This window comes from Microcystis sp. LSC13-02, assembly GCA_002282935.1.
In the GTDB taxonomy this organism is placed as follows: domain Bacteria; phylum Cyanobacteriota; class Cyanobacteriia; order Cyanobacteriales; family Microcystaceae; genus Microcystis.
The window spans coordinates 31,205-44,556 of record MTBT01000210.1 but is presented as its reverse complement, the minus strand read 5'-3'; the positions used below and the strand labels follow the sequence as shown (position 1 = coordinate 44,556).

Sequence of the window (13,352 nt, the reverse complement as noted above, 5' to 3'; positions counted from 1 at the left end):
AGGTTCAGTTTTTAGCTTGGTTATCGCTTTTTCCATTGTAGCTTAAAGCCGTCGTAAAACGACGGGGTTTTAACCCAAATTTTCGATAACCTAATTTGGTATTGACGAACAGCTACCCAAAACGAAAACTTCCTACAGGTTTGATAAATAGAATTAAATGCTTGATCATCTCGGTTTGTAGGCAAAGGGAGACAGATTTACCCCTATCCCTAGGGACATAAAAGTGCGATGTCAAAAAAGAATTGTAATCATACCAAACCGGGGACTTTGCGATAGATAGAAGCGATCGATCCCCGGAATCCTACACGGGTAAATTCTACCTCATCTCCAGCTTCATAGATATGTTCTTGCCAAACTCCCGAATCCTCGCGACGGTGACATTCAATTTTCATCTGGTTTTGATGAATAAGAATATATTCTTTTAAGGTGGGACAGGTTTGATAATCGCTAAATTTATCACCCCTATCAAAGGATTCCGTAGATTTCGATAATACTTCAATAATCAGAACGGGATAGAGAATAAAATCATCGGTATTGTTAATCTCTCTCTCGTCACAAACCACCGCAATATCGGGATAATAATAACAATTTGCCTCCTCTAACCGGACTTTGATATCGGAAGTGAGAACAAGACAGGGACTATCATCGAGATGGATATTCAATAAAGTGGCTAGATTAGTATTTAAGACAATATGCGGCTTTTTTGCCCCTACCATCGCATAAATCCGTCCTTTTCGGTACTCGTGCTTGATCGGACTGACTCTTTCCCCTTCTAGATACACTTCTGGAGAGACATAAAAAAAATTAGGATTCGTCACCATGGTCCTCATGGTCCCTATTCTCGAATAACTAAATTATAGCCTTTCGGAATCATTGCTCTTGGACTCAATCTCGGTAGACTAATAGATCAATGATTGTCACTTGTAATATAAATATTACAAGTGACAAAATAGAAATAACGACTCTCAAAGAGACGTTATTTAGGAATGAATCCCGAAAACGATTGATATCCATAGGTTTGCCAGAATGTCCAACGCTAAAAGTTACAAAGATACCGTTAATTTGCCCCAAACTGACTTTGATATGCGAGCAAATGCCAGCAAACGTGAGCCAGAAATCCAGAAATTCTGGCAAGATGAGCAAATATATGAGAAATTAGCGCAAAATAACCCCAAAGAATTATTTATTCTCCACGATGGACCACCCTACGCTAACGGGTCTCTGCATATCGGTCATGCTTTAAATAAAATTCTCAAAGACATTATCAATAAATATAAACTGCTGCAAGGCTACAAAGTGCGCTATGTGCCGGGTTGGGATTGTCACGGGTTGCCGATCGAACTGAAGGTTTTACAAAGTCTCAAAAGCTCGGAAAAAGAGGGTCTAACCCCTTTGAAATTACGTCAGAAAGCCCACGATTTTGCCCTTCAAACGCAAAAAGAACAGTGTGAAGGTTTCAAAAGGTATGGAGTCTGGGGAGACTGGGAAAATCCCTATTTAACCCTACAACCTGAATACGAGGCCGCTCAAATTGCCGTATTCGGAAAAATGGCCCTGAAAGGTTATATTTATCGGGGACTAAAACCGGTTCACTGGAGTCCCAGTTCTCAAACCGCTTTAGCTGAGGCCGAATTAGAATATCCTGAAGGTCACACTTCTCGCAGTGTCTATGTTGCTTTCCCAATTACGTCAGTTTCAACCCCGGTTTTAACGTCATTTTTGCCTAATTTATCCGTCGCTATCTGGACGACTACTCCCTGGACTTTACCCGGGAATTTGGCCGTCGCATTAAACCCAGAATTAAACTATTCAGTGGTGGAAACTAGCGAGTCTAATTATCTAATTGTAGCGACGGATTTAGTCGAAAAATTGGCCGACACTTTTAACCGGACTTTGACGATTAAAGCAACGGTTAAAGGTCTGGAATTAGAACATACTAAATATCGTCATCCTTTGTTTGACAGAGAAAGTGCTATTCTCATCGGTGGGGATTATGTCACCACCGATTCTGGGACCGGATTAGTTCATACTGCTCCCGGTCATGGTCAGGAGGATTATATCGTCGGCCAACGTTACGGTTTACCGATACTTTCTCCTGTCGATGATAAGGGAAATTTCACCGCAGAAGCGGGACAATTTGCGGGTTTAAATGTCTTGAAAGATGCCAATGAAGCAATCATTTTAGCACTGACAGAAAAGGGTGCGTTACTGAAAGAGGAAGCATACCAGCATAAATATCCCTACGATTGGAGAACCAAAAAACCGACAATTTTCCGCGCAACGGAACAATGGTTTGCTTCCGTGGAAGGATTCCGAGAATTAGCTTTAGACGCGATTGATTCTGTGCGTTGGATTCCTGCAACGGGTAAGAATCGCATCACTTCTATGGTCAGTGAAAGAAGCGATTGGTGTATCTCTCGTCAGCGCAGTTGGGGGGTTCCTATTCCTGTTTTTTATGACGAAGAAACGAATGAACCTCTGTTAACGGAGGAGACGATTAATCACGTTCAAGCTATCTTCGCTGTCAAGGGTTCTAATGCTTGGTGGGAGTTATCCGTAGAGGAATTATTACCTCCCAGTTATCGCGATAATGGTCGCAGTTATCGCAAGGGAATGGATACTATGGATGTGTGGTTTGATTCTGGTTCTAGTTGGAATGCAGTGGCTAATGCTCGACCAGAATTAAGTTATCCTGCGGATATGTATCTAGAAGGATCGGATCAGCATCGGGGATGGTTTCAATCGAGTTTATTAACCAGTGTGGCTGCTAATGGTATTGCTCCCTATAAAACGGTGTTAACTCACGGTTTTGTTTTGGATGAACAGGGACGAAAAATGAGTAAATCTCTGGGTAATGTCATCGATCCTAATGTGATCATTAATGGTGGTAAAGACCAGAAAAAAGAACCCGCTTATGGGGTGGATGTGATTCGTTTATGGGTGTCCTCGGTGGACTATACCAATGATGTGAATATCGGTCAAAATATTCTCAAACAGTTGGTAGATATCCGTAATAAAATCCGTAATACTGCCAGGTTTTTACTGGGGAGTTTAAATGATTTTGATCCCGTTAAAGATGCGGTAGCTTATGAAAATCTACCAGAGATCGATCGCTATATGTTACATCGTATCTCGGAAGTGTTTACAGAAGTTACGGCAGCTTTTGAAAGTTTCCAATTTTTCCGCTTTTTCCAGACGGTACAGAATTTTTGTGTTGTCGATTTATCTAACTTTTATATCGACATCGCTAAGGATCGTTTATATATTTCTGATCCTAATTCTTTCCGTCGTCGCAGTTGTCAAACAGTCTATGCTATTGCTTTAGAAAATCTCGCTAAAGCGATCGCTCCTGTCCTGTCTCATCTAGCGGAAGATATCTGGCAATTTCTCCCCTACAAAACTCCTTATTTATCGGTGTTTGAGTCAGGATGGCTAAACATCGATCCTGCTTGGAATAATCGCGAATTGGCCGATAAATGGGCGAAATTACGTCAGCTACGCACCGAAGTTAATAAGGTGATGGAAACTGCCAGAAATGATAAAGCGATCGGTGCTTCTTTAGAGGCAAAAGTTTTACTTTATGTTCCCGATGAAACCTTAAAACAGGAGTTAGAATTATTCAATAATTGTGATAGTTTAACGGGGAATAAAGTCGATGAATTGCGTTATCTATTTCTCTCTTCTCAAGTGGAATTAGTCAGGGATATTAGCGCAATTCAAACCGCAGAATATAAGGGAGAATCGGACTTTGTTTCGGTGGGAATTGTCAAAGCAGACGGCGAAAAATGCGATCGCTGTTGGAATTATTCGACTCAAGTGGGAAAATTTGCCGATGATCCCACTATTTGTGAGCGCTGTAATGCCGCTTTAAAAGGAGAGTTCTAAGCTAAATTAAAAGGGTGCTTTATTGTTTAATAAAGTACCCTTGTTTAATCCTCAGCTAAAAACTTATTCACAGGTATTAACTCTAGGGAATAGATAATTAGGGATGGAAGATTACCAATCAGCTTTTTTACAACGTCATCAAGATACAGAAATACTTTGTAAATCTAATAGGAAAATAGCTGCTATGCACTTTGGAGGTATTACGATCGAATGTTTGCTGAAATCTATGATCTTAGCTTCGGTATCCAGTCAAGAATGGAAAACTGATTCCAATAACCCCGGACATACCATAACTAATCCGGGTCACAGTTTGAGAGCTGCTCTAAAAAGTAATAATCGTCTCTATTCGAGAGTTCAAAATTGTCCAGAGGTGATAAAATGGATTAATATAGTAGAAAATCCTAGTCAAAATTTTATAACTATGCGTTATTCCAGCAGTGAACCGAATAACGATGAATACAAGCAGTGGTTATCAGCTTATACACGTCTGGAAAAATGGCTTCAGAAACAAGCTACTCAACTTTAAGGAGATAGTTATGTCAGAAACTTGGTTAAGATCACTGAAACAAAAATTAACAGATATATATGTTCAAAAAGAAGCACAAGAATGGGTTGATCTCAATCTATCTACTGCTGGACTTTTGAATATAACTATCGTCAGTGATAAGTTTGAAAATTTATCACCAACTCAGCGAAGAGAAGCAGTTAAAAATGACATAGAACAACAGCATAAATTTTTAGGTTTTATATCTTTATATACTATTCAGGAGGCAGCCTCTCTCGATCTAAAAGCTCCACAACTTCTGGACGCAAAATCAATTCACACTTGGCAGGATTTAGCCTTGTGGTCAGCTAATCCACAAAATCAATCACCGTCTTCTCCCGAACTTTGTCTTCCTAGAACCGTAACTTTTTATTCTTTTAAAGGGGGAGTAGGTAGGACAACTGCTTTAATTCATGTTGCTTGGATTTTAGCGATGCGAGGTCGTAAAGTAGTAGCTGTTGACTTGGATTTAGAAGCACCGGGGTTAAGCACAGCTTTTCCCTTAAATCCCTTACCGGAATACGGAATTGTGGACTATTTTTATGAAAAATCCTATTTACCAGAAGGTGTAGAAGCAAAGATTAATATCACTAAAATATTTGGAGAAGTTAATATTCCCGATACGACGGGAAGACTATTTATTGTTCCTGCGGGTTATTTGAGTCTTGATTACATTGCTAAAGTTGATGATCTGCGAGCAACAACAATTCTCGATAATGGGGAAACACTCTGGTCAACTTTTAGTCGAGAGATTCAAAATCAGTTAAAACCTGATCTTATCTTAGTAGATTCGTGTACTGGAATCAATGAATGGGGAGCTTTATCTTTACTACAGGCAGCCAACGAAGCAATTATTTTTTTATTTCCTAACGAACAAAATCAAAAAGGAATCGAGCTTGTTTTGAAATCTTTGACTTCTTTTGGCCGACTTTCGCTTAATTTTGTTTTTTCACCCGTTCCCGATTTAAGTGATACGGGAATAACTAAAGTTACTCATGCTTGGCAAATTTTCCAAAAGGATATTGACAAAAATATAGATATAGATTCAGAAGACTATCTAATCATACCTTATATTCCCTCGATCGCTATAGCAGATCGCTATCCTGTCACTGGATTACTGGATTATTATGCTCCCATTGCTAACTTAATCGATGAAGATACCAATTTTCAGTAGATAGCATCTGAGGGAACCTTGATTCCTTCTTAATTCTCGCTTTGGTCGTGCTTTGATGACATCCCAGCTGCTATTTGCCGTTGAGATAAATTTCCCTCTTGACCAAGTTGGTAGAGCAAGTTTCTTTGTTCTATGTTAAGATGTTAGTGGCTTCGTTTTTGGGTCTGATTTGTTGTTGTATTGATCGGACAATACCTGATGAGCCTTTTTTAGAGATTTTATAGATATTAGGAGGGATAAAAATTATGGTTAATTATCTCAGTCAAGAAGAGAAATTACTAGCAGCCGAAGAAGAAAAGTATCTAGAGGAAGAAGATAATGTGGATTTTCCTCCTGCGGATATTATTGCTTATAATGAGCAGCGATCCTGCTCTGATCTAGTTAGAATGTATCAAAAAAAACAATTGGTTATCGATCCATATTTTCAAAGAGATGTGGTGTGGAGTGAGGCACAACAAACTCGTTTTATTGATAGTTTAATGAAACAGTTACCGATTCCTAGTATGTGTATTAGTCTTGACTATAAGACAGATAAACGCTATATCATTGATGGATTACAACGAATTAGTACCATCGTCAAATTTTTAACTACTGAAAATTGGAAGCTATCAAAATTAGCTGATGTAGATTGGTCTATTTCTGGAAAAACAGTTGAAGAAATAAAAACTCAGCATGAAGAATTATATGAACGCGTAGAAAATATGACTATTTCCATCACCATGATTCGCTATGACTCCAGCAAAAAAACTCATAATAATTATATTTTTAACATTTTCCATCGCTTAAATACCGGTGGAGTAAAACTCAATAATCAGGAGATCAGAAATTGTATCTATAATGGCGAGTTTAATACTTTTTTAAAAGAATGCGCTCAATATGAAAACTGGCTTTTGCTGATGGATCGAAAGCAGAAAAAAGCATCTCGATTTGAAGATGAAGAATTAGTGCTTCGTTTCTTTGCTTTTTATGATGACTACAACAACTACAAGGGGAAATTGACAGGATTTTTAAATGATTATATGTATAAATATAGATTTGCTCACGAAGATTTTATTCAAGATAAAGATCAATTATTTAAGCAAACTGTTGACTTGATTTATGATAGAATCTTCAAAAAGGAACCTCTCAAAACCAGTAAAGTTATTGCTGAGGGAATTCTCTTAGGAGTTGCCAAAAATTTAGATACTTTAGTCAATCTCTCCAATAGTGAATTACAAGACAAGTATTCTAGATTAATAAAATCTGAACCATTTTTGACTAAAAATTTAGCTGGTGGTATTTATCAAAAAGATAAGGCTTTAGAGAGAATTAATACATCTATCAAAATTTTTTCATCTACTGGTAATGATTACTAAAAGTTATTTATTCAAGACGTTAAACAGGCTTGATAGACTCTATAATGAATCTAGAACTGATGATAAAAAAATTTTTTATTCTAAACTAGCTCTCATAGAATTATGTGGCTGGATCGAGGAAACTATGGATGATGATGTGCTGAACGATGCTTAAAGTCCGAAGCTAACCAAAAATTCATCAAAGACGAGATTATTAAGCCTAACTCTAACTTTCAATATGAAGCTTTTAGAAAAATGTTGATGATGGTTATTGGTTTAGCAACATTAGAAAAAATCGAAGAAAAGTTAGAAAAAACTGGTAAAATTAGTGCTTTAAAAGGTGATCTTGGTAATCTAAAGACAAGTCGCAATCGAGCGGCTCATACTCATACTAAAGGTACTTTGACAACTTATGACGCTCCTTCTAAAACTAAATATAATTTTGATAGAATATATGCTTTGTTAACAGAGTTAGATGCAGAATTGCAACGTCATAACTGTTGACTTATTTCTCACAGGATCGCTTTTAGCGCATCTTCGACAAAGACAATCAGTCAAAATTAAACCCCCTAACCAGCGAAAATTAACTGTAAGCGATCGAAAAACTGGGAAAATATTCAATTGATTCAATGTTATCTTTTTTAACTATCCTGCCCATGAATAATCAGGTCATCCGTACTGATAAAGCTCCGGCCCCTGTGGGTCCCTATAATCAAGCGATCGCCGCTACTGGTCCTTTTCTCTTTGTTGCGGGACAAATTCCCCTAGATCCCGTCACGGGTGAAATCGTCTCCGGGGAAATTAGCGCCCAAACCGAACAAGTTATGGCCAATCTAGAGGGCATTTTAACCGCCGCAGGAGCCAATTGGTCAAATGTGGTGAAAACTACCGTCTTTCTCTCGGATTTAGCCAATTTCGGGGCAATGAATCAAGTTTATGCCCGTTATTTCCCCCCGGAAACTGCGCCGGCCCGGGCCTGTGTGGAAGTGGCCCGTCTTCCCAAAGATGTGCTAGTGGAAATAGAATGTATTGCCGCTTTACCCTAAAAATTAAGGTGGGCATTGCCCACCCTAGTTCAATCTCTCTCTAGACCACCAAAGCTTCTAGAATCGTCTTATTGTAGATAATTCGCCCTACAGTAGTACGCACATACTGAGAAATTATCTGACCATCCTTCTCGCGGGTTTTGCGCTCCCGATAATATTTCCAGATGCTGCCATCGGGGAGAGTTTCCGTTTCCAGGACTTCCTCATCGGGTTTATTGGTTTTCACCTTTTCTCCGACCGGTAAACGCAACCACACAGAAGCGTGCAGATCCACCAATCCCTGATCGAAAGAGCGAATAGCGTCATCCATGCTGGCGAAATAACGACCTCCACCCTTTTGGGCCTTGGGATTTTCGGCCGTGAGATAATAACAACCCAAAACCATATCCTGAGAAGGGGCAACAATCGGACGACCGGTCGCCGGTGAGAGAATATTATGACAAGCTAACATCAATAAGCGCGCTTCCGATTGTGCTTCCAGGGAGAGGGGAATATGTACGGCCATTTGGTCCCCGTCAAAGTCAGCGTTAAAAGCGGGACAGACGAGGGGATGTAACTGAATCGCCCGGCCCTCCACCAATATCGGTTCAAACGCTTGAATGCCCAAACGGTGCAGGGTGGGGGCGCGGTTTAACATCACCGGGTGTCCCGTGATCACTTCATCCAAGACGTGCCAAACGTTGACATCCCCCCGTTGGATCATTTTCTTGGCCGCCTTGATATTATTGACGATGCCTAATTTAATTAAACGATGGATAACGAAGGGTTGGAACAATTCGATCGCCATTTCCCTGGGTAAACCGCATTGATAGATCTTCAATTTCGGACCGACAACGATAACCGAACGTCCCGAATAGTCCACCCGTTTACCGAGGAGATTTTGACGGAAACGCCCCTGTTTACCCTCGATAATATCCGATAAAGACTTCAGGGCGCGATTATTGGCTCCCACCACCGTGCGACCACGACGACCGTTATCAATTAAAGCATCGACGGCCTCCTGTAACATCCGTTTTTCGTTGCGGACGATAATTTCGGGGGCGAGAATTTCTTGCAGACGGGATAAACGGTTATTGCGGTTAATCACCCGACGGTAGAGATCGTTCAGGTCAGAGGTGGCAAAACGGCCGCCGTCCAACTGCACCATCGGGCGTAAATCGGGGGGAATCACGGGAATTACGCTTAAAACCATCCATTCTGCCTGAGAACCCGTGGCGATAAAGTTATCGATTACCCGGAGACGTTTAATTAATTTTGCTCGTTTTTGCCCCTTACTTTCGACAATTTCCGTCCGCAGTCTTTCCGCTTCTTCTTCCAGGTTAATTTCCTGTAAGAGTCTTTGGATAGCCTCGGCCCCGATCCCCACTTCAATACCGACTAATTCCGAATCCTCTGCGTAGATTTCTTCTTCGATCTCTAACCATTGATCTTCGCTGAGGAGTTGTTTATAACTAAGATTGCTCGCATTACCCGGATCGAGAACCACATAGGCATTAAAATAGACGATTTGCTCCACGTCCCGCAGGGGCATATCGAGCAGGATACTGAGATAACTGGGAATACCTTTGAGATACCAAACGTGGGTGACGGGGGCGGCTAATTTGATAAAACCCATGCGATGACGACGTACCCGGGACTCGGTGACTTCCACCCCGCAACGTTCACAGACAATCCCCCGGTGACGGACGCGTTTGTATTTACCGCACCAACATTCCCAGTCTTTCGAGGGGCCAAAAATTTTCTCGCAGAATAACCCATCCATTTCCGGTTTAAGAGTCCGATAGTTGATCGTTTCTGGTTTGGTTACTTCTCCGACGACTTGACCGTTAGGTAGGGTTCTTTCTCCCCATTGCCGAATTCTCTCGGGGGACGCTAAACCGATTTTGACGTAATCAAATCTTTGATCTGTTGGAGTCTTCATTCTGAATTTTTTACTATGGGTAATGATTCTGGGATAAGCGATCGCTCTCGCGTTCTCGATGCCCCGATGACAACTATTAGGCAGAAACGACAGTTAACTCAGTCACTTTTTCTTGGGGTCAAACTGGCCCGACCGAGTCCGGGACATTACATTATACAATTTTTCTAGTTCGATCGACCATTAAGTGATATTTTCCCAGATGGTGATGCTGCCGTCGGCCGCGGCCGCCGCTAGGTGGCAATAATCGGGGCTGAGAACTAAACTGGAGATCGGCGATGATCGCTCATTGGTGGCGGTGAGAGTTGCGATCGCCTGTTGATAATTGGCTAACCAGATTTTAATCTCTCCGTCGGTTCCCCCCGTAAATAACCATTGACCCTTCTGTGCGAATAGCAAGCTTGTCACCTGACCATTATGGGCATTGATCACCCGAATTGGCGCAAAATGACCGCTTTTCTCCGGGTCGTATTGCCAGATTTTCACCGTACCATCCACACAACCGGCGGCAATAATCTGACCATCGGCAGCGATTGCCAGACTCTGCACCGAAGAAACGTTACCGGATAAGACGGCGATTTTTGCTCCCGATCCCAATTGCCAGAGGGTGACAGTGCCATCACCTCCAGCTGCGGCAATAAAATCTTGATTAGGAGCCACTGCTAGGGCATAAATTGCCCCCAGACTGTCATAGGAACTAAATTCTTCGGTTTCCTGCTCTAAATTCCACTGTTTTAGGGTTTGATCGTAACTACCACTAACCAAAAAATGCCAACGGGGGGCAAAATCCAGGCCGTGAATCGAACCGAGATGACCGAGGAAAATTTGATTTAATTCCAGATTACTGGCATCGCTGGCTAAAGTCCATAATTTAACGGTTTGATCGAATCCTCCCGTCGCTAGATGATAATCGCCGTTTCTGGTGACTGCTAGGGCTAAAATGCCCTGATCATGAGCTTCAACCGTATTAATCAGGGTTCCTCTCGCAAAATCCCAGATTTTTAGGGTACGATCCCAACTAACGCTAATTAAAAACCGTTGATCCTCGGTAATTGCGATCGCTGTGATCATTTCCCGATGGGCGGTCAGACGGCGATAATAGTGCCAATGGGGTATATCGACGGGGGGGGAAGTGGGAGTTAAATTAAGGGCGGGTAGGGTGATTTGTGGCTCATTTTCCGCTTTTGTTGCGCTAATATCGGCCGATTCTTCGTTAATCGGCAAAATCTCTCTGTGTAAGCGACCGTAGGATTTTTCCAGATGTTCGATGCGTTCGAGCAGCGCGTTACGGTTGATATATTGAATAATTTGATTGTAGGACTGTTCGAGGGCGAGAATATTCTCCTCTAATTCTGCGACTGCACGGGCGTTATCCCTGGCCACCGCGGGACTCAGGGACTGTATTTGTGCTGATAAAGCTTCTTTTTCTTCTTCCCACTGACTCTGTAATTGACCGGTCATCTCAGTTAAGCGTTGACGTTGCAGGGTTCTTTCTCGGAGACGATTGAGAATATTCAACCCGAAAGTCACTACTAGGAGGAATAAAGGCAAAAACCCCGCACCCATGGCCATAAGGGTAAGCAGGGTTAATCCTAGGGCGATATATTCCGCTAATTCTAGCCAATGGGGGCGATGGTCGGTCATTTTGCAGTTACCGGTAAAGAAGAATTTATTATCTCCTGATTTCAGACTTATGCTAACGCTAATTGCTGCCTTGGGATTGACTAAAATTAATTTTTAAGCAGGAGTTAAGACCTTTTCCTTCGTTTCTATCGGTGCGGTTAAAGCGGATTCTAAATCGGCTTTCCCTAGTCTTGCTTCCAAAATTTTCAGCACTTCCCGTCCAAAATCATCGGGATTTTGTCGCCATGCTTGCAGACAAACTTCGCCCAAAAATGACCCCAAAGGTTCAGGATTCCAGAGCAGTTTTTTGGCTGTCCAGGGCATTAAACTCATGGGATCGTAGTCGGGTTTAATAATTTCTTTTTTGAGGGCGTATTCTTCTAGATGGGTGTGGGGTTGTAGTCCGATAAAAAAGATGGCTGGTTCCACTTTATCGACTCCAAAAATATTTTCTAATTCTCGATGATAGGCGATGGTTTGACGAATAGTTTCTAGGGTTTCATCAATAACATTAAAGGAATAATTTACCGAAACCAGATCATTAAAACCGGCCGCTTTTAAGTCTCGACAATTTTGCAGAACTGTCCGCAAATTATAGCCCATACGCATTTTGCGGACTAATTCCTGAGAGCCAGCGGTGATGCCAATTTCAAAGTAATTCATGCCTGTTTTTACCATTAAATCGCATAGTTTTGGGGTGAGATTATCGGCACGAATATAGGCAGCCCAACGTATATCTTTCATCCCGGCAGCGAGGATTTTTTCTAATAGTTCTTCTACATCGTCGATAAATTTTCTGGCAGGGATAAATTGGGCATCGGTAAACCAGAAATTGCGAATGCCGCGGTCGTATAATTGGCGCATTTCCTTAACTACTTCGTCTGCTGGATTAATGCGTACTTGTTTACCTTCGACGACGGTATAGATGCAGTAGCAGCAGTTATGGGGACAGCCGCGCTTGGTTTGTACCCCGATATAAAAGTCGTTTTCTTGGAAATAGTAGGAAAATTCCGGCCAAATACTGGCGATATAGTCGTAGTTACAAGCGGATTTTTCTAAGGGGGTGGGGGATTCGTGGATTAAACGCGGCCGGGGTGTGGTTTCTCCGACGACATAACAACGTTCATCGCTAAAGTCCCGGCCGGAGAGGAATTTTTCTAGCAGGGTTTCCCCTTCTCCCACTGATACAATTGTTCCTGTGGGCAGTTTGGTTTTTAGTTGTTCGTAGAAAACACTGACGGCACCACCCCCGACGATAACTCGCGCTTCGGGATGGTATTTTTTGGCCCACTGCAACCCTCGGCGAATTAGTCCCTGATTGCGCCATAATTCGCCGTAGTAGGCTGTTGTCACCTTTAAGCCTCCTAAAGCACCTCGCAGCTTGATTAGGGGGTTTTTAGCGTAGTAAAATTCAAAGGCGTTTTGCAGGGGATTGCCACCGCGACCACCGACGGGAGCATATATTTGAATATCCCGCCAGGAGAATACTAGCAGGGTGGGCCGAAATTCGTCAACACAGCGATCGAGGGCTTGGTTAAAGTCTAAGGGGGGGACTGTACCAAGGTCAAAAATCCTTTGTTCGATGTCGGGGAATAGTTTATGAACGTGGTCGGAAAGATAAACGACACCGATGGGGAAAATGGGGTTACAGGGGAGTCTAACGTAGAGGATGCGTTGTGCTTGCGGTTGAGTCATGGGATTTCTGAAGGGGATGGAGACGCATTCTGAGTAATCTTAATTTGACATCCTCGCCGCCGTAAAACGGACGGCGATTCCTCACCACGCCACTTTTTTAGGGTGGTCGCGTCAACGGGGTTGACGCAGATAG

The 13,352-nt window shown here is 42.1% G+C and carries 10 protein-coding genes and 1 pseudogene; 6 read left to right on the top strand and 5 right to left on the bottom strand.

Annotated features, from left to right (window positions below):
* Window positions 1-248 precede the first annotated feature (248 nt).
* Entirely contained in the window at window positions 249-821 is a 573-nt protein-coding gene (locus BGL89_RS12895) for a Uma2 family endonuclease (RefSeq protein WP_286826042.1), read from the bottom strand.
* A gap of 205 nt (window positions 822-1,026) precedes the next feature.
* Between BGL89_RS12895 and ileS the strand changes: the two genes are divergently transcribed.
* The 3 genes from ileS to BGL89_RS12880 all read left to right on the top strand — a co-directional run bounded on the left by ileS (window position 1,027) and on the right by BGL89_RS12880 (window position 5,603).
* Window positions 1,027-3,885, top strand: a complete 2,859-nt coding sequence (gene ileS / locus BGL89_RS12890; RefSeq protein WP_286826041.1) for an isoleucine--tRNA ligase — start codon at window positions 1,027-1,029, stop codon at window positions 3,883-3,885.
* A gap of 103 nt (window positions 3,886-3,988) precedes the next feature.
* Window positions 3,989-4,411 (top strand): hypothetical protein, encoded by a 423-nt coding sequence (locus BGL89_RS12885; RefSeq protein WP_286826040.1) that lies wholly within the window; start codon window positions 3,989-3,991, stop codon window positions 4,409-4,411.
* A complete protein-coding gene (locus BGL89_RS12880) occupies window positions 4,338-5,603 on the top strand; it encodes a ParA family protein (protein WP_353743934.1) in 1,266 nt (421 codons plus the stop codon). The genes BGL89_RS12885 and BGL89_RS12880 overlap by 74 nt, the downstream gene beginning before the upstream one ends.
* Here BGL89_RS12880 and BGL89_RS12875 read toward each other — a convergent pair.
* Window positions 5,601-5,737, bottom strand: a pseudogene (locus tag BGL89_RS12875) (IS30 family transposase); the annotation flags it as partial. The gene BGL89_RS12880 and the pseudogene BGL89_RS12875 sit on opposite strands and share 3 nt — an antisense overlap.
* Window positions 5,738-5,848: 111 nt before the next feature.
* On the opposite strand from BGL89_RS12875, the gene BGL89_RS12870 reads away from it, so the two are divergent.
* The 3 genes from BGL89_RS12870 to BGL89_RS12860 all read left to right on the top strand — a co-directional run bounded on the left by BGL89_RS12870 (window position 5,849) and on the right by BGL89_RS12860 (window position 7,983).
* Complete coding sequence (locus tag BGL89_RS12870; RefSeq protein WP_286826038.1) at window positions 5,849-6,958, top strand: DUF262 domain-containing protein; 1,110 nt, start codon at window positions 5,849-5,851, stop codon at window positions 6,956-6,958.
* Window positions 6,959-7,201: 243 nt separating this feature from the next.
* The gene (locus BGL89_RS12865; protein ID WP_286826037.1) at window positions 7,202-7,441 is read left to right on the top strand and encodes a hypothetical protein; all 240 of its coding nucleotides are present in this window, start codon (window positions 7,202-7,204) and stop codon (window positions 7,439-7,441) included.
* A gap of 125 nt (window positions 7,442-7,566) precedes the next feature.
* Window positions 7,567-7,983, top strand: a complete 417-nt coding sequence (locus tag BGL89_RS12860; protein ID WP_286826036.1) for a RidA family protein — start codon at window positions 7,567-7,569, stop codon at window positions 7,981-7,983.
* 40 nt (window positions 7,984-8,023) lie between these two features.
* On the opposite strand, the gene BGL89_RS12855 is transcribed toward BGL89_RS12860, so the two are convergent.
* The 3 genes from BGL89_RS12855 to BGL89_RS12845 form a co-directional block, all read right to left on the bottom strand.
* Window positions 8,024-9,904: a DNA-directed RNA polymerase subunit gamma gene (locus tag BGL89_RS12855; protein ID WP_286826035.1), complete on the bottom strand. Its 1,881-nt coding sequence runs from the start codon at window positions 9,902-9,904 to the stop codon at window positions 8,024-8,026.
* A 180-nt stretch (window positions 9,905-10,084) separates the two neighbouring features.
* Window positions 10,085-11,596, bottom strand: coding sequence for a WD40 repeat domain-containing protein (locus BGL89_RS12850; RefSeq protein ID WP_286826043.1), 1,512 nt, complete (start codon window positions 11,594-11,596; stop codon window positions 10,085-10,087).
* Between the two features lie 42 nt (window positions 11,597-11,638).
* Window positions 11,639-13,219 (bottom strand): photosystem II high light acclimation radical SAM protein, encoded by a 1,581-nt coding sequence (locus tag BGL89_RS12845; protein ID WP_286826034.1) that lies wholly within the window; start codon window positions 13,217-13,219, stop codon window positions 11,639-11,641.
* Window positions 13,220-13,352: the final 133 nt, after the last annotated feature.

What these genes read in the sequence shown, in the direction of transcription:
- BGL89_RS12895 (WP_286826042.1), bottom strand. Translation starts at nt 821, where the DNA reads ATGGTGACGAATCCTAATTTTTTTTATGTCTCTCCAGAAGTGTATCTA.
- ileS (WP_286826041.1), top strand. Translation starts at nt 1,027, where the DNA reads ATGTCCAACGCTAAAAGTTACAAAGATACCGTTAATTTGCCCCAAACT.
- BGL89_RS12885 (WP_286826040.1), top strand. Translation starts at nt 3,989, where the DNA reads ATGGAAGATTACCAATCAGCTTTTTTACAACGTCATCAAGATACAGAA.
- BGL89_RS12880 (WP_353743934.1), top strand. Translation starts at nt 4,338, where the DNA reads ATGAATACAAGCAGTGGTTATCAGCTTATACACGTCTGGAAAAATGGC.
- BGL89_RS12870 (WP_286826038.1), top strand. Translation starts at nt 5,849, where the DNA reads ATGGTTAATTATCTCAGTCAAGAAGAGAAATTACTAGCAGCCGAAGAA.
- BGL89_RS12865 (WP_286826037.1), top strand. Translation starts at nt 7,202, where the DNA reads ATGGTTATTGGTTTAGCAACATTAGAAAAAATCGAAGAAAAGTTAGAA.
- BGL89_RS12860 (WP_286826036.1), top strand. Translation starts at nt 7,567, where the DNA reads ATGTTATCTTTTTTAACTATCCTGCCCATGAATAATCAGGTCATCCGT.
- BGL89_RS12855 (WP_286826035.1), bottom strand. Translation starts at nt 9,904, where the DNA reads ATGAAGACTCCAACAGATCAAAGATTTGATTACGTCAAAATCGGTTTA.
- BGL89_RS12845 (WP_286826034.1), bottom strand. Translation starts at nt 13,219, where the DNA reads ATGACTCAACCGCAAGCACAACGCATCCTCTACGTTAGACTCCCCTGT.